The organism is Teichococcus globiformis, assembly GCF_042646265.1.
Taxonomy (GTDB): domain Bacteria; phylum Pseudomonadota; class Alphaproteobacteria; order Acetobacterales; family Acetobacteraceae; genus Pseudoroseomonas; species Pseudoroseomonas globiformis.
Genome location: NZ_JBHRTN010000010.1, coordinates 331,095 through 345,560 on the forward strand (window position 1 = coordinate 331,095; position 14,466 = coordinate 345,560).

General features: G+C 61.4%; 14 protein-coding genes, 1 tRNA gene and 1 pseudogene. 9 read left to right on the forward strand and 7 right to left on the reverse strand.

Annotated features, from left to right (window positions below):
• Positions 1-21: 21 nt before the first annotated feature.
• The 7 genes and pseudogenes from ACFOD4_RS12390 (at position 22) to ACFOD4_RS12420 (ending at position 5,397) form a co-directional block, all read left to right on the forward strand.
• Positions 22-726 (forward strand): RlmE family RNA methyltransferase, encoded by a 705-nt coding sequence (locus ACFOD4_RS12390; protein WP_379596822.1) that lies wholly within the window; start codon positions 22-24, stop codon positions 724-726.
• Between the two features lie 110 nt (positions 727-836).
• On the forward strand, positions 837-2,357 hold the full coding sequence (gene guaB / locus ACFOD4_RS12395) for an IMP dehydrogenase (RefSeq protein ID WP_379596824.1): 1,521 nt from the start codon (positions 837-839) through the stop codon (positions 2,355-2,357).
• Positions 2,358-2,387: 30 nt separating this feature from the next.
• Positions 2,388-3,704: an RsmB/NOP family class I SAM-dependent RNA methyltransferase gene (locus tag ACFOD4_RS12400; protein ID WP_379596826.1), complete on the forward strand. Its 1,317-nt coding sequence runs from the start codon at positions 2,388-2,390 to the stop codon at positions 3,702-3,704.
• 40 nt (positions 3,705-3,744) lie between these two features.
• On the forward strand, positions 3,745-4,317 hold the full coding sequence (locus ACFOD4_RS12405; RefSeq protein ID WP_379596828.1) for a GNAT family N-acetyltransferase: 573 nt from the start codon (positions 3,745-3,747) through the stop codon (positions 4,315-4,317).
• Positions 4,318-4,472: 155 nt separating this feature from the next.
• On the forward strand, positions 4,473-4,784 hold the full coding sequence (locus ACFOD4_RS12410) for an integration host factor subunit alpha (protein ID WP_379596830.1): 312 nt from the start codon (positions 4,473-4,475) through the stop codon (positions 4,782-4,784).
• 51 nt (positions 4,785-4,835) lie between these two features.
• A pseudogene (locus ACFOD4_RS22105) lies at positions 4,836-5,111 on the forward strand (MerR family transcriptional regulator); the annotation flags it as partial.
• Positions 5,112-5,320: 209 nt separating this feature from the next.
• A tRNA-Pro gene (locus ACFOD4_RS12420) sits at positions 5,321-5,397 on the forward strand.
• 73 nt (positions 5,398-5,470) lie between these two features.
• Here the strand turns inward: ACFOD4_RS12420 and cysK are convergent.
• Positions 5,471-6,442 (reverse strand): cysteine synthase A, encoded by a 972-nt coding sequence (gene cysK, locus ACFOD4_RS12425; protein ID WP_379596834.1) that lies wholly within the window; start codon positions 6,440-6,442, stop codon positions 5,471-5,473.
• A 49-nt stretch (positions 6,443-6,491) separates the two neighbouring features.
• Here cysK and ACFOD4_RS12430 point away from each other — a divergent pair, with 49 nt between their 5' ends.
• The gene (locus ACFOD4_RS12430) at positions 6,492-6,947 is read left to right on the forward strand and encodes an RrF2 family transcriptional regulator (protein WP_379596836.1); all 456 of its coding nucleotides are present in this window, start codon (positions 6,492-6,494) and stop codon (positions 6,945-6,947) included.
• Positions 6,948-6,958: 11 nt separating this feature from the next.
• On the opposite strand, the gene ACFOD4_RS12435 is transcribed toward ACFOD4_RS12430, so the two are convergent.
• From ACFOD4_RS12435 to osmF, 4 genes are all read right to left on the reverse strand, one after another.
• Positions 6,959-7,663, reverse strand: a complete 705-nt coding sequence (locus tag ACFOD4_RS12435; protein ID WP_379596838.1) for an ABC transporter permease — start codon at positions 7,661-7,663, stop codon at positions 6,959-6,961.
• Positions 7,664-7,671: 8 nt separating this feature from the next.
• A complete protein-coding gene (locus ACFOD4_RS12440) occupies positions 7,672-8,601 on the reverse strand; it encodes an ABC transporter ATP-binding protein (RefSeq protein ID WP_379596839.1) in 930 nt (309 codons plus the stop codon).
• The gene (locus tag ACFOD4_RS12445; RefSeq protein WP_379596841.1) at positions 8,598-9,185 is read right to left on the reverse strand and encodes an ABC transporter permease subunit; all 588 of its coding nucleotides are present in this window, start codon (positions 9,183-9,185) and stop codon (positions 8,598-8,600) included. The genes ACFOD4_RS12440 and ACFOD4_RS12445 overlap by 4 nt, the downstream gene beginning before the upstream one ends.
• 606 nt (positions 9,186-9,791) lie before the next feature.
• Positions 9,792-10,733, reverse strand: coding sequence for a glycine betaine ABC transporter substrate-binding protein OsmF (gene osmF / locus ACFOD4_RS12450; protein ID WP_379596843.1), 942 nt, complete (start codon positions 10,731-10,733; stop codon positions 9,792-9,794).
• Here osmF and ACFOD4_RS12455 point away from each other — a divergent pair.
• Positions 10,710-11,510 carry a tetratricopeptide repeat protein gene (locus tag ACFOD4_RS12455; RefSeq protein WP_379596844.1) on the forward strand — a complete coding sequence of 267 codons (801 nt, stop codon included), beginning with the start codon at positions 10,710-10,712 and terminating at the stop codon, positions 11,508-11,510. The genes osmF and ACFOD4_RS12455 overlap by 24 nt on opposite strands.
• Positions 11,511-11,532: 22 nt before the next feature.
• Here the strand turns inward: ACFOD4_RS12455 and pyk are convergent, their stop codons facing one another.
• Positions 11,533-12,966 carry a pyruvate kinase gene (gene pyk, locus ACFOD4_RS12460; RefSeq protein WP_379596846.1) on the reverse strand — a complete coding sequence of 478 codons (1,434 nt, stop codon included), beginning with the start codon at positions 12,964-12,966 and terminating at the stop codon, positions 11,533-11,535.
• A gap of 67 nt (positions 12,967-13,033) precedes the next feature.
• Positions 13,034-14,320, reverse strand: coding sequence for a glycerate kinase type-2 family protein (locus tag ACFOD4_RS12465; protein WP_379596848.1), 1,287 nt, complete (start codon positions 14,318-14,320; stop codon positions 13,034-13,036).
• Positions 14,321-14,466: the final 146 nt, after the last annotated feature.

The window sequence follows — 14,466 nt, forward strand, 5'->3', positions numbered from 1 at the left end:
ACTCGGGAGTTTAGTAGCGTCGTGAAGCCACCCAAGGATGCCAGCCGGGGTCTGACGACCCGTTTGCGAACCGCCAAAGGCCGTACCACGGCAAGTCAGCGGTGGCTGGAACGTCAGCTGAATGATCCATATGTCAGGGCTGCCAAAGCGGCCGGCTGGCGCTCCCGGGCTGCTTTCAAGATCCTGGAACTCGACGAACGATTCGGCTTGTTTTGTCCAGGTCAGCGCATCGTCGATCTGGGTGCTGCTCCTGGAGGTTGGACGCAGGTTGCCGTTCAACGCGCAGGTGAGAATGGTCGGGTGGTAGGCCTGGACCTCCTGCCCATGGATGTGATCGCCGGCGCAACGCTGCTGCAAGGAGACTTCCAGGAGGAAGATACGGAACGCGCTGTTCTGGAAGCTCTGTCCGGCCCTGCGGATCTGGTGATGTCGGACATGGCGCCGAATACGACCGGGCACAACGCGACCGATCATCTCAGGATCCTGGGCCTGGTGGAACTGGCGCTGCATTTCGCCGCCAAGGTCCTTGTGCCTGGAGGAAGCTTCGTTGCCAAGGTTTTCCAAGGTGGCACCGAAAAGGACCTGCTGAACCAGATGAAGCACGATTTCCAAGTGGTTCGGCATGCAAAGCCTCCGGCGAGCCGTAAGGACAGTGCTGAGATGTATGTCGTCGCGACCGGCTTCAGGGGCGATAACGCCCACCGCTATTCAGGTGCGCAAGGCTGACCCCCAGCGTGAGCTCCCCTGAGTCCTTGCGGCGAATGGCCGTTGTGGAGTAGGGGGGAGCGCCAAGGCAGCGGACTGCCCGCCAAGAGTTTCCGCGAAAGGCTCCCGCCATGGCTTCCGAAGATTCCCAGACCAACGGTGCGGCTGATGGTGCGGGATTACCTCGCATCTTGATCGCCGAAGCATATGCATTCGATGATGTCCTGCTTGTCCCAGGATACTCTACCGTTCTGCCGAACCAGACGGACATCCGTACTCGGCTGACCCGCGAGATCACCCTGAACATGCCGGTCCTCTCGGCAGCGATGGACACCGTGACGGAAGGGCCGATGGCCATCGCCATGGCCCAGGCTGGCGGGATCGGCGTGATTCATAAGAATCTTTCGCCGGAAGAGCAGGCCGCCGCCGTCAGGCAGGTGAAGAAGTTCGAAAGCGGAATGGTGGTCAACCCGTTGACCATTCACCCGGATCAGACACTTGCCGATGCACGCGCGCTCATGGCTGCGCACCGGATCAGCGGTATCCCGGTGGTCGAGCGCGACAATAAGCGTCTGGTGGGCATTCTGACGTATCGCGATGTTCGTTTTGCCACTGACCCTGGCACACGCGTCTACGAGCTGATGACGCGTGAGAACCTCGTCACCGCAACAACGGATGTGTCCGCGGATCAGGCAAGGGCTCTGCTTCACAAGCATCGCATCGAGAAGCTGCTGGTGGTCGATGATCAATACCGATGCGTCGGGTTGATCACCGTGAAGGACATGGACAAGGCCCAGGCCAATCCGAATGCCGCCAAGGATGCCCTTGGAAGGCTTCGTGCCGCCGCAGCGACGGGCACCGGAGAAGAAGGTCTTCGCCGAGCACAGGCGCTGATCGACGCCGAAGTTGATGTGATCGTAGTCGATACGGCACATGGGCATTCAGCAGGAGTGCTGCACTCGGTTGAGCGCATCAAGCGCATGTCCAACAGTGTTCAGGTCATTGCAGGCAACGTCGCTACGCCGCAGGCCGCTGCGGCGCTTGTTGAAGCCGGGGCAGATGCAGTGAAGATTGGTATTGGTCCGGGTTCTATCTGCACCACGCGAATCGTTGCTGGCGTGGGCGTGCCGCAGCTCACCGCCGTGATGGAGGCTTCGGCCGCTGCGCATGAAAAGGGTGTGCCGGCCATCGCCGATGGCGGCATCCGCTCCTCTGGCGATATCGCCAAGGCAATCGCTGCCGGTGCAGATACCGTGATGCTCGGCAGCATGTTTGCGGGCACGGACGAGGCTCCGGGCGAGGTCTTCCTGTACCAGGGGCGCTCCTACAAATCCTACCGTGGCATGGGCAGCCTGGGCGCCATGGCACGCGGCTCAGCCGATCGCTACTTCCAGGCCGAGGTGCAGGACAGCCTGAAATTTGTGCCGGAAGGCATTGAAGGTCGGGTGGGCTACAAGGGTGCGGTCGGCAACGTCATCCACCAGCTTGTTGGCGGGTTGCGCTCCGCCATGGGCTATACCGGCAACGCGACCATCGCTGAAATGCAGCAGGGCTGCACTTTTAGGCGGATTACGGGGGCGGGACTGCGGGAATCGCATGTGCATGACGTCGCTATCACGCGCGAAGCTCCCAATTACCGGCAAGATGGTTAGGCCTCCAGAGACACGGATGCCTAGCCGCCCATGACGCCTGCTGCCCGCATCGCGGCAACCATTACGCTGCTGGACGAAGTGGCGCGGGCGCCGCGTCGTCCTGCCGACGCAACCGCCAATGCGTTTTTCCGTGCGCGCCGGTACATCGGTGGCGGCGATCGCCGAGCTATCGCGGAACGTAGCTGGAGCATTCTGCGACAAAAGCTCCGGCTCGACTGGCATATAGAGAAAAGGGGAACACAGGCGACCTCCAGGCTCTTGGTTGTGGCCCATCTTCTCCTCGCGGAGCATTGGTCGGAACAGGAGGTACAGCAGGGTTTCTCCGGTGGCCGTTTCAATCCGGATCCCCTGGCTGTGGAGGAGGTCTCCGTCTTGCGTGCCCTGGCGCAGGGTAGGCTTATCCAGCCGGAGATGCCGGAATCCGTCGTGCTCAACGTTCCTGAATGGGCATTGCCTGGATATCGGCAGAGATTTGGTGAGGAACTGGCTGAGGCCGCGGCTGCTATGGAATGGCCAGCCCCGCTCGACCTGCGTGCCAATCTGCTTCGTTGTACCAGGGACGAGGCGGCGAAGGCTCTGGCGGCGGAAGGGATCGCCTGCGAACCCATGCAGTACTCGCCCTGGGGCCTGCGCATTCCGGATCGGCGTCCGATCCTGAACTCCAAGGCCTTCAAGGAAGGCTGGGTGGAGATCCAGGATGAAGGAAGCCAGCTGATCGCTCTGTTGACCGGAGCGTCGCCCGGCATGCGCGTGGCAGATTACTGCGCAGGTGCGGCGGGCAAAACCTTGGCTATGGCGTCGATGATGCAGAATCGTGGTCGTATCATCGCCTGCGACGTTTCAGCCATCCGATTGGAAGGTGCTTCGGCCCGTCTCCGCCGTGCCGGGGTGAATAATGCAGAATGCCATCTCCTTACGCCTGGAGACCGCTGGACTAAGCGGCGCCGGGAGCAGTTCGATGTTGTCCTTGTGGATGCGCCCTGCACGGGATCAGGCACTTGGCGTCGCAATCCGGATGCACGGACCCGCACTGAGAATCGTGATCTGGAGGAACTGGTCAGCAAGCAGAAGGCCATCCTGGATACTGCAGGAGCCCTCGTGCGTCCTGGCGGGAGGCTCGTTTATGCGACCTGTTCAGTTCTTCCCGAAGAAGATAGCATGCAGGTTGAAGGCTTTTTGGAGCGTAGGCCTGACTTTGCGCCACTTCCATTGGAGGAAGTCTGGGCCGGCGCATGGAGTGGAAGCAATGCTCCATCTCCCCCGTGCCCGGGGCCTTGGCTGGAACTGGCTCCGCACCGCCATAATACCGACGGCTTCTTTGCCGGGGTGCTGAAACGAAGGGCTTGAACGAGCGCTGTAGTGAAGCGCCTTCAGAGGAGACGGGCTGATGATCCGCATCCGCAGAGCCCGTCCGGCCGATGCCACTGCGATTGCCGAAGTTCATGTTGACTGTTGGCGCAATACCTATGCAGGCATCCTGCCGGGGACCTACCTGTCCGGCCTGTCCATTATGCGAATCGCCGCAGGTTATCAGCGTGGCATGATCGAGCGGCGGAACGGTGAGGCCCTGTTCGTCGCGGTCGCCCCCGATGGACCAGCTCAGACCGGTTCCCGGATTGTCGGCTTTGCCTCAGGAGCCAGGTGCCGCCAGCGCTGGTCAGGGCTCGATGCTGAAGGTGAGATCCAGACGCTCTACGTCCAGGAAGATTGGCGCGACCTAGGGATCGGTCGCAGGCTGATGCGCGCCACGGCCGCGCATCTGGCGGCAATTGGATGCAGTTCAGCCATGCTTTGGGTCTTGAGCGACAATCCTTCGCGTTGGTTTTATCAAAGACTGGAAGGTCGAACCGTGGCGTCGGGGAAGGTTCGAGTTGATGATAAAGGAGTTCCCCAGACCGCATTTTGCTGGGACCCAATCGAGAAATTGCTGAGGGCCACGGCGTCTGCCAACGGCCACTGAGTTGCGGGTCCTGCTTCAGCTTGTGGCAAAAATGCATCATGTGGCTGAAGCCTTTCAGCCACAGTTATGCTCGCGATTGACCTCCGGCAACCATACCGGTTTTGTTGTTAGAAGAAGGGGTTGCGAGGAGTAAGCCGAATGGGCCGGGTTCGGTCATGAACACCATCACCCGTGCGCAACTGGCCGAGGCCATTTACGCCCAGGTCGGGCTTTCCCGTAACGAGAGCGCCGCATTGCTGGAAGATGTACTGGAGCGGATGTCTGCCGCGTTGGAAGCCGGCCGCCCCGTGAAGATCTCAGCCTTCGGAACTTTCTCCGTTCGCCAGAAGGGGATGCGAGTCGGCCGTAACCCGAAAACCGGAGTCGAGGTGCCGATCATGCCTCGCCGTGTTCTTTCCTTTCGTCCCAGCCAGGTCCTCAAGGCTCGCCTCAACGGCGAAGCTGTGGTGCCGGATCATGACGATTGATGGTCTTCGTCACCCTCAAGGACTGCCAGCATGAATGACGGGGTGCAGCCGATGCAGCATGACGTTGAGGCCGCTGAGACGGGTGGGCGCGTCCGGAAGGCTCCCACCGCTTTCAGGACCATTTCCGAAGTGGCTGAGGACCTTCAGATCCCCCAGCATGTTCTGCGATTTTGGGAAACCAAATTCGCACAATTGAAGCCGCTGAAGCGGGGCGGCGGACGACGATATTACCGCCCTGAGGACATTGCACTTCTCCGCCGCATCGGCGACCTCCTCTACACGCAGGGCTACACGATCAAGGGTGTTCAGCGCCTACTGCGCGACGGTGACCCAGACGTCCACGAAGGGACTGAGGCCGACTTTGACGTCGCTAGCCCGACAGACACTGACCTCACGCCGCTGCGACGCATCATCACCGACCTCGAGTCTATCGCGGCTGACCTTCGAAAGCTGGCATCTACCCGATGAGGTAGCACCAGAATCCCTGGAATGAAGGGCTTGAGGGTGGGCGGAGCCGGTGCTATTCCCGCTCGCGACGGAGCGTAGCGCAGCCTGGTAGCGCACTTGTCTGGGGGACAAGGGGTCGTGGGTTCAAATCCCGCCGCTCCGACCATCAATCCAGATCATCTCACATCTGGCTAAGATATCTGGGCGAATCTTGTCCGCCCATGAAGGTGCTGGCTACGCTACAAACCAGCGAAGAGATCTGTAGACAGATACCGCTCGGCAAAAGAGGCAGCGATGCCGACGATTATTTTGCCCTTCATGCAAGGATCTGCCGCAAGTTCCATCATTGCATGCAGCACCGCTCCCGAAGAAATCCCGATCGGTAGGCCTTCACTGCGAGCGCAGAGTCGTGCAGCGGCAAAGCTCTCTCTCTCCGTCACACGCTTGAGTATGTCGATTCTGTCCAGCTCAAGTATGCTGGGCCGGAAGCCGGCACCAATCCCCTGGATGTCATGCGGCCCTGGATCGTCGCCGGACAGGACAGCCGACTCTGCAGGCTCCACCCCGACGATCTGGAGGTTAGGGAGCCTCGGCTTCAGCGCTCGTGCAATCCCGGTCAGTGTTCCGCCAGTGCCGATGCCGGCAACAACAGCATCAACTTTGCCTCCTGTGTCCCGCCAGATTTCCTCAGCCGTTTGGGTTTCGTGAACGGCGGGATTGGCGATGTTGTCGAACTGGCGGGGCATCCAGGCATGAGGAGTGGATCTGATGATGGCTTCTGCCCGTGAGATGGCACCACTCATGCCTTCCCGGGCCGGCGTCAATTCGACCTCAACGCCCAACAACCGCAGCATCTTCCGCCGCTCGATGCTTGCTCCATCGGGCATGGTGACAATCAACCGGTAGCCCTTGGCAGCTGCGACGAAACCGAGGGCAATCCCAGTATTGCCGGATGTCGGCTCCACCAGGATCGACCGGCCTGGTTCAATCAAGCCCTCCCGCTCAGCGGCTTCGATCATGGCCAGACCGATCCGGTCCTTCACGGAGCCAAGCGGATTGAAGAACTCCAGCTTCAAGGCAAGGTGCGCTTGGAGACCATGCGTTGTCTCGAGGCGTGGCAACCTTACCAGCGGCGTGTTGCCGACAGTGGAGAGGATGCTTTCATGCATCCGGCCAGAGCAAGAGGCGGGAGAGGTGTTTCCTTCGGGCATTCTGAGGCTATATCACGTCCGTGATGCGTAGTTCAGAGGGTGAATGACGATGTTGCTTCGCCGGGACCGGGCCATGACGGCGGTATCGATCGTCCTGGACGTGGCATTCCATGCGGGCCGCGGCTCAACCGTTCCGGCCGGCGATATCGCTGACCGCTTGGGTGAAGCTCGGCGCGGTATCGAGCCCGTCCTACAATCCTTGTCGCGCGCTGGCATTCTTGGGAGTACGCGCGGTCCGAAGGGAGGCTACCGTTTAGGGCGGGCTGCGCGAGATATCACCCTTGCGGAGGTGGTTGCAGCGATCAACGGAGGAGACGGCGAGAGCGAGGATCCGGTCGAGAGCGCTTCGCCTCTGCAGGCGCTTGTGGTTCGTCCTCTCTGGGATGAACTGGAGGCTGGAATGCTGGAAACCCTGGGTCAGCGCACAGTCGCCGAAATGTTGCGCAAAGCGGCAGCGCATGGGCTGCGCAGGCCGACCCCGGAAGCGCTGAACTTCGCCATCTAGCGCAGCGTGCGTCAACCGGCTTGGCCTGGACGGTTCAGCAGGATCGCCAAGCATTGATCAACCAGAAGGGCCAACCAGGCGGTAACGAGCGCACCTTGCAGAACCCAGGCCGGATTGCCATTGGCAAGCCCGGTCACGATAGGAGTCCCAAGGCAGTTCACGCCCGCCACTGCTCCAACCGCCGTCGTCGCGATGGCCAACGTCACCGAGACCCTCAGCCCGGATTGGATGACGGGCATGGCCAGTGGCAGCTGAACCTTTATGAAAACTTGCCGATTGCTCATCCCAGCACCGGTGGCTGCATCAATGATGTGGGAAGGAACAGCCTCCAGCCCGGCAGTCACGCTGCGCATGACGGGCAGGGTGGAATACAGAACCAATGCCAGCAGCGTTGGCGGGACGCCGAAGCCGAGCGAAGGCAGCGCCAGGGCAATCACGGCCACCGGTGGAATGGCCTGAGCCAGTGAGAACAGGGAGTCGAGCAATGGCCGGAGGGGCTTTCCCAACCTCCCGGTTGCAATAACGCCAATGGTGAAGCCTATCCCAGCTGCGATGCTCGCGGCGCCAACGGCAAGCATGACGTGCTGGAGCAGAAGACTGAACCATTCCTGACTGGTCCAGACGGGTCGGCTGACCTCCGGCATAACGGTCAGCCACAAGGGACCTGAGCGCGGAAGCAGCCAGAGCATTGCTGCGAGCCCAGCGCCGCTCAGCATGAGCCTGATCAAAGCCGCTCCAGAAGACTGCTCCACTGCACAGTGCCGCCCGGCGTCGATGCTGTTTCTGCGACCTTTACGGCAGGAGCGCCTTGAGCCAGCATCATCATCAAGGCCTGCTTCAGCGAAGCATTCGGCTCAAGAACCGGAGCCATGCCGTAGTCGCCGGGTTCAGCCAGCATCTGCGCCGGAATTGTTGCAAGCCGGTGGAAAGCGATGGCTTCCTGACCAAATAACTGACGAACCGGATATGGCGCATCAGGGCGAAGAAGGTCGCGGGAACGGCCCTGCGCGACCAGTTTGCCATCATCCAGGACAGCAAGCTTATCCGCCAGGACGATTGCTTCTTCCACGTCATGCGTGACGAATAGGATCGTTTTCCCTGTTTCTTGGTGGATCTGCCGGAGTGATGTTTGGAGACCTCGGCGGGTGGCCGGATCCAGGGCAGAAAACGGTTCATCCATCAGGAGCAGCGGTGGATCCGCAGCCAGTGCCCGGGCCAAGCCGACCCGTTGGGCCTGCCCGCCCGATAGCTCATGGGGGAAACGGGTGCGGAAAAGCTTCGGCGGCAAGCCCACCAGGTCCAGAAGCGCATCTGTGCGCTCTGAGATCTTTCTGGGTGGCCACTTCAACAGCCGGGGAACGGTGGCGACGTTGTCCTCGACCCTCCAGTGCGGGAACAGCCCGACCGACTGGATAACATACCCAATCTTCAGCCTGAGTTGTTGCGGGTGAACACTCCGGGCATCTTGCCCCTGAACGAGGACCAAGCCGCTGCTTGGCTCCACAAGGCGATTGACCATGCGGAGGAGCGTTGACTTGCCGGAGCCGCTTTCCCCCAGCAGAACACAGATCTCTCCGTCCGGGACCTCTAACTCCACGTGATCCACGGCAACCCGATCTCCGTAGCGCCGTGAAACCTTGTCGAAGGTAATCATGCTGATCCTTCCAAGGCGGTCTGCGCGGAACTGAGGAGGCCATCGACCATCAGGGAAAGTGCAACCACCGGGAGCACTCCAAGCAGGATGAGGTCGGTCGCCAGCTGACCGATACCCTGGAAAATAAGGGTTCCATATCCGCCACCCCCGATCAACGCCGCGAGCGCCGCAAGGCCAACCGCCTGCACGGCGGCAACGCGCAATCCACCTGCCAGGACGCCGAGACCGAGCGGAAGCTGAAGTTTGCAGAGGATCGCAACAGGTGAGAGGCCTTGCCCTTTGGCAGCTTCGACCAGCGTAGCCGGGGCTACTCTGATCCCCGTCAAAACCGCACTTGCCAGCGGTAGCAGGAGATAGGCCGCAATTCCGATCATCGCCGGGGCCGGACCGATACCACTGATGCCCCATTGGCGCAGATGAGGGGTTAAATTTGCAAGAATGGCGAGCGGACCCATGAGCAGGCCGAAAAGGGCAATCGACGGGACAACTTGAATGCCGCGCGAGAACGTCGTGAGCAAAACCTCGAAGCGTCGGTATCGCAATGCAAGGAGACTCAAAGGCACAACAATGACGAGCGACAGCATCAATGCCCCTCCGGACAGGGCAAGATGCTGCCAGGTTGCCGCCTGTAGCTCGGACCTCCTGGCAGCCGCCTCCCGCACCAAGGACAGGTTGCTCAACAGCCCCGACGCAAGCAGGATTGCTGTGCCAAGGAGAAGAACAAGAACAAACAGGCCCGGGCTACCTCCACGAGCGATGGCACAGCACCATGCAGCCAGCAGGAGACACAGAAGAGCTGTCCAGCTTGCCCAACTAGGCGAAACGCGAGCATTGGGTCCCGCACTGCTCAACAGTTCTGTAGCTCCTCCGCCTAGAAGGGCAAGAGCACTGATTGCGGCTGCCGCAATCAGTGCTTCGGCGTGCAGGAGCCTCTTGGGCCGGGTTGCAGCGATCAATGCCGCGACACTGAGAACCATGAAAGCGCCTAAGCCTGATAACAGGGCCGAGGAGGTAGGCAACGGCACAATGCGGGGACTAAGCAGCCTATTGGGCGCCAGCGAAAGCCAGCCAACGACGTTCGGCAGAGCGATGGCAAGTGTAACCAGAACCAAGCTTACCGACGCTTCGATCGGCCAGCGGCGTTTAGAGCCTGCCTGATGCGGCGCCGCTGATGAAGGGCCCACCAAGGCCTACCCTGAAAGGCCGTTCTGGCGAAGATGCGCTGTCGCGACTGCTCCCACAGCCTGTCCCTCGACTACGATCTTTGCGTTCAGCGTCTGGAGTGTGCGGAGATCCAGCGACGCGAACGCCGGTCGAAGCCAGGATTGCATGTCCGGATGGCGATCCAGCACGTTTTTCCGCAGCACAGGTGCGGGCTGGTAAACGATTTGAGCGCCCTTTGGATCATCGAGAACCACAAGATCCAAGGCAGAGATAGCACCGTCCGTGCCGTAAACCATGGCGGCGTTGACGTTGTTCAGTCCTTCAGCAGCGGCACGCATCGTCACAGCTGTATCGCCACCAGAGAGCACAAGAAGCCGATCGGCCTGGAGAGCGAAGCCATAGGCTTTTTGGAATGCCGGCAAGGCCGCTGGGCTCTCGACGAATTCGGCAGAGGCGGCAAGCTTGAAGGCACCTCCGGTGGCAAGATGCTGCGGCAGGTCAGCCAGGGAGCCGAGCTTGGCCGAGCGGGCGACGTCGGCGCGGATGGCGATCGCCCAGGTGTTGTTGGCGGCGGCCGGATCCAGCCAGACGATGCCGTTGCGCTCAGCATCAAGAGCCCTGACCTTGGCTAGCGCCTGTTGTGCATCATGCCAGGCAGAGTCGTCCTCCATCTGGAAGAAGAAGGCACCGTTGCCAGTATACTCCGGATAAAGATCGATTTCGCCATTCAGCAGCGCCTGCCGGACAATCCGGGTCGGGCCGAGTTGCAGCCGCCTCTGTACCTGCACTCCTTTCGCCTCCAGGATCTGCGCCATCATCTCGCCGAGCAGAGCGCCCTCGGTGTCCAGCTTCGATCCAATGCGGACGGCCTGACCCTGTGCATTGGGCTTGTTAACAGGCAGAAAGGCCGTGCACAGACCCAGAAGGCCAGCGCGGCGCGTCAGATGCATCATGCCTCTTTTCTCCATCTCGATGCAGCCTCGCTTCGGGCCAGCAAGCGAATCCCCGACAACGCGACATCCGGAACAACGTTCTTAAGCTCGACCGGTGACAGGGATATGCTGGGTAGGCACCGCTTCCGCAGCGTTGGTCGACATTCTCTTAATCGCAACCCCTTTTTTCTTGCGCTGTCGGCCTTCGGCGCCAAACCTGCAGCCATGCTGAGAACGCCCAGTTTCCAGGCTCTCACAGTCTGCATTACCCTGGCGGTGGCGAGCTTGCTGCCGACAGCGCATGCTCAGACGCCCCCATCGCGGCTCTCGGAAAGGGCGGAGGTGGGCCGCCTGCTTGATGCTCTGCCAACAGCGCCCGATGAAGTCGCCGCCTTTGCATTGGAGAGCCGCATCCGGGCTCTCTGGGCACAGGCAGCGTCTCCTGCGGTCGGCTTGTTGCTGAGCCGGGCGCAACGCAACCTGCAAGCAGAAGCGCCGGCAGACGCGCTTGAGGACCTTGATGCGGCTTTAACGCTTGATCCTGCATTCGCAGAAGCTTGGCTCCTGCGAGCGCAAGCGCAGATCGCGGTGGGTGACCATGGCGCTGCCTTGAAGGATCTTCGTCAGGCATTGGCCCAAGAGCCACGCCATTTCGGGGCGCTGGTTGTTCTGTCGAATGTTCAGGAACAAGCGGGTGATGCCGAGGGCGCGCTGCGGTCCATGAGGGAAGCGCTCGCCATTCACCCGCGAATGAGTGGCGGGCAGGAGCGCCTTCGCCGCCTCACGCAAGCGGCTCGCGGCCAAGCCATCTGACCACGAGCATTCTTGCTATGCTTTATTTGACCACAGCCACCCGCAAGGCATTCGTAGTGCCAGGTGTTCCAAACGGAACGCCGGCGGTAACCACAACTTCGTCGCCAGATTGCGCGAAGCCTTCCAGCTGCGCAGCCCGAACAGCTTTCGCTACCATGTCCGTCATGGAGTGCGGCTCGGCAGAGGGCAGGGGGTGAACGCCCCACACCACTGCCATGCGTCGTGCTGTCGCCTCGCTGCTTGTCAGACCAAGAATGGGGCTTGAAGGCCGCTCTCGTGCAACCCGCAGAGTGGTTGAGCCTGTGGCAGTGAACGTGGCGATGGCCTCGGCGTCGATCGTTTCAGCTACCTGACGTGCGGCGGCGGCGATGGCTCCGGCCGAGTTCTTTTCTGGCGCCGGCCTCGCGGCATCAGTGATCTGGCGCCATCCACCATCCTGCTCCACACGGGACAGGATCCGGTCCATCATGTTGACGGCTTCGAATGGGAACTGTCCGGCCGCACTTTCGGCGGACAGCATGACGGCGTCGGCGCCATCGAAAACGGCTGTCGCCACGTCGGAGGCCTCAGCGCGGGTCGGGGCTGGTGCGGAAATCATGCTTTCGAGCATCTGGGTGGCCACCACAACCGGAAGACCGCGGGCGCGTGCTTCCCGGACAATGCGCTTCTGGATCAAAGGAACCTCCTCCGGAGGACATTCCACACCCAGATCGCCGCGGGCGACCATGACACAGTCCGTCAAATCCAGAATACCTTCCAGGTTCTCGACGGCCTGAGGCTTCTCCATCTTCACCATGACCCAGGCCCGTCCGTCGGCGATCGCCTTCGTTTCGGCAACATCCTCGGGCCGCTGCACAAAAGACAGGCCGATGTATTCGATGCCGAGCGGTAGAACGAAATCCAGGTCAGCCCGGTCCTTCTCGGTCAGGGCCGGGATAGGCAGGGCCACGTCCGGTACGTTGACGCCCTTCCGGTCCGAAAGCGGACCCCCGACCAGAATCTCCGTCTCCAAATGGTCATCCCGCTTGTGGACCACTCTTAGTCGTAATTTGCCGTCATCCAGCAGCAAGGTCGTGCCGATGCGGGCCGCCGCCATGATCTCAGGATGCGGGAGTTGCACGCGGCGTACATCGCCCGGCGTAGCACTCATGTCCAGCCGAAAGCTTTGGCCCGTCTGAAGCTGCACGCGGCCGCCTTGAAAGCGCCCGACACGAAGTTTAGGCCCCTGCACGTCGGCAAGGATTCCGATGGGGCGACCAACCTTTTTCTCCAGGGCGCGGATCATGCTGATTCGGGCGGCGTGATCCTCGTGGCTGCCATGGCTGAAGTTCAGGCGGAAGACATCGGCACCGCCCCGGTACAGGCGCTCGATGACCTCTGGTGTGGAGCTTGCCGGTCCGAGAGTTGCGACGATCTTGGTGCGGCGGCGACGGCGAATCGGGATGCGGGGCGGCAAGGCGTGATCCTTCAAGCTCGGGCGATGCGGCCCGCGGAACAGATGGACGGAAGAACCCAGTGCTTCGTCAGGCGATCAGAATGACGCGGAAGTCGTTCACATTGGTCAGTGTCGGTCCCGTCACGATGGTATCGCCCAAACGGTGGAACAAGGCATGGCTGTTGTGTGACGTCATGAGTTGGCGTGGATCGAGCCCAAGCTGGTGCGCCCGCTTCAGGGTGTCGGGCATTGCAATGGCGCCGGCGTTGTCCTCCGAGCCATCGATGCCGTCGGTATCGCCCATCAGTGCCCAGACGCCCTTCATGCCTTGCATGGCCAGAGCGAAGCTCAGCAGGCATTCAGTGTTGCGGCCTCCCCGTCCGCCTCGGGGCGTGTCGGGCCGAATGGTCACCGTCGTCTCGCCACCCGAAAGTAGCACGGCAGGACCATGAACAGGGTGTCCATGAATCCGTGCGCTTCGGGCCATACCTGACAGCACCGTGCCAAGGATCGCTGCCTCACCTTCGAGCGCATCGCCCAGGAGGAGCGGCGTCAAGCCTAGTCGCCGGGCCTCTTGAGCTGCGGCCTCCAGCGCCATCTGCGGCGTTGCGATAAGGCGGAATTCAGCTGCCCCGATCACCTCTTCGCCGGGCTTCGGCGTCTCGTCCACACCGCGCTCGAGATGCAGGCGAACCTTTTCAGGAACGGTGATGCCGTAGCGGGACACGATCGCCCGCGCCTCGGCAAAGGTCGTCGGGTCAGCCACGGTTGGGCCAGAAGCAATGACTGTGGCATCGTCACCCGGCACGTCCGAGATCGCCAGGGTCACTGTTCGCGCTGGATAAGCAGCCGCAGCAAGCCGCCCACCCTTGATGGCGGAAAGATGCCGCCTGACACAGTTCATCTCGTGGATCGTGGCGCCACAGGCGAGCAATGAACGATTCACATCCTGCTTGTCCTGAAGGGACAAACCAGGCGCCGGAAGGGCGAGCAAGGACGATCCGCCACCCGAAATCAATGCCAGAACTAGATCGTCGGCCGTAAGGCCTTTCACCAGTTGGAGGATCCTTGCGGCCGCGTCTGCGCCCGCCTGATCGGGAACCGGATGGGAAGCCTCGACCACCTCGATCCTGCTAGTGGGTACCTTGTGTCCGTACCGTGTCACGACGAGTCCGGTCAGAGGAACGGCGGGCCACGCCTCTTCAACAGCGGATGCCATGACGGCGGCCGACTTGCCCGCACCGACAACGATGATCTTGCCTCTGGGAAGTTCGGGAAGATGCGCCTTCAAAATGGTTCTGGGATCAGCGGCCTGAATGGCAGCCTGGAAAAGCTGCTCCAGGGCGCCGCGTGCAGTGGTATCATCCCAAGCCATCTGCGGCTCCTTGTCACAAGCCATTGATATGGCCGTTTCATCACCACCCCTCGTAGGTTCTGCCCTGCTGGTTGATGGCGTGCTTGTGCGGCCGATGTGGAGCTACGTCCTATCGTCCTGCTGCATTTCCGGCAAGAATGAGACAT

Coding starts and splice junctions, on each gene's coding strand:
- ACFOD4_RS12440 (WP_379596839.1), bottom strand. CDS start 8,601: ATGATTACCTTCGACAAGGTTTCACGGCGCTACGGAGATCGGGTTGCC.
- osmF (WP_379596843.1), bottom strand. CDS start 10,733: ATGGAGAAAAGAGGCATGATGCATCTGACGCGCCGCGCTGGCCTTCTG.
- cysK (WP_379596834.1), bottom strand. CDS start 6,442: ATGCCCGAAGGAAACACCTCTCCCGCCTCTTGCTCTGGCCGGATGCAT.
- ACFOD4_RS12410 (WP_379596830.1), top strand. CDS start 4,473: ATGAACACCATCACCCGTGCGCAACTGGCCGAGGCCATTTACGCCCAG.
- ACFOD4_RS12405 (WP_379596828.1), top strand. CDS start 3,745: ATGATCCGCATCCGCAGAGCCCGTCCGGCCGATGCCACTGCGATTGCC.
- ACFOD4_RS12455 (WP_379596844.1), top strand. CDS start 10,710: ATGCATCATGCCTCTTTTCTCCATCTCGATGCAGCCTCGCTTCGGGCC.
- ACFOD4_RS12435 (WP_379596838.1), bottom strand. CDS start 7,663: ATGCTGAGCGGCGCTGGGCTCGCAGCAATGCTCTGGCTGCTTCCGCGC.
- ACFOD4_RS12465 (WP_379596848.1), bottom strand. CDS start 14,320: ATGGCTTGGGATGATACCACTGCACGCGGCGCCCTGGAGCAGCTTTTC.
- ACFOD4_RS12445 (WP_379596841.1), bottom strand. CDS start 9,185: ATGCTGTCGCTCGTCATTGTTGTGCCTTTGAGTCTCCTTGCATTGCGA.
- guaB (WP_379596824.1), top strand. CDS start 837: ATGGCTTCCGAAGATTCCCAGACCAACGGTGCGGCTGATGGTGCGGGA.
- ACFOD4_RS12430 (WP_379596836.1), top strand. CDS start 6,492: ATGTTGCTTCGCCGGGACCGGGCCATGACGGCGGTATCGATCGTCCTG.
- ACFOD4_RS12400 (WP_379596826.1), top strand. CDS start 2,388: ATGACGCCTGCTGCCCGCATCGCGGCAACCATTACGCTGCTGGACGAA.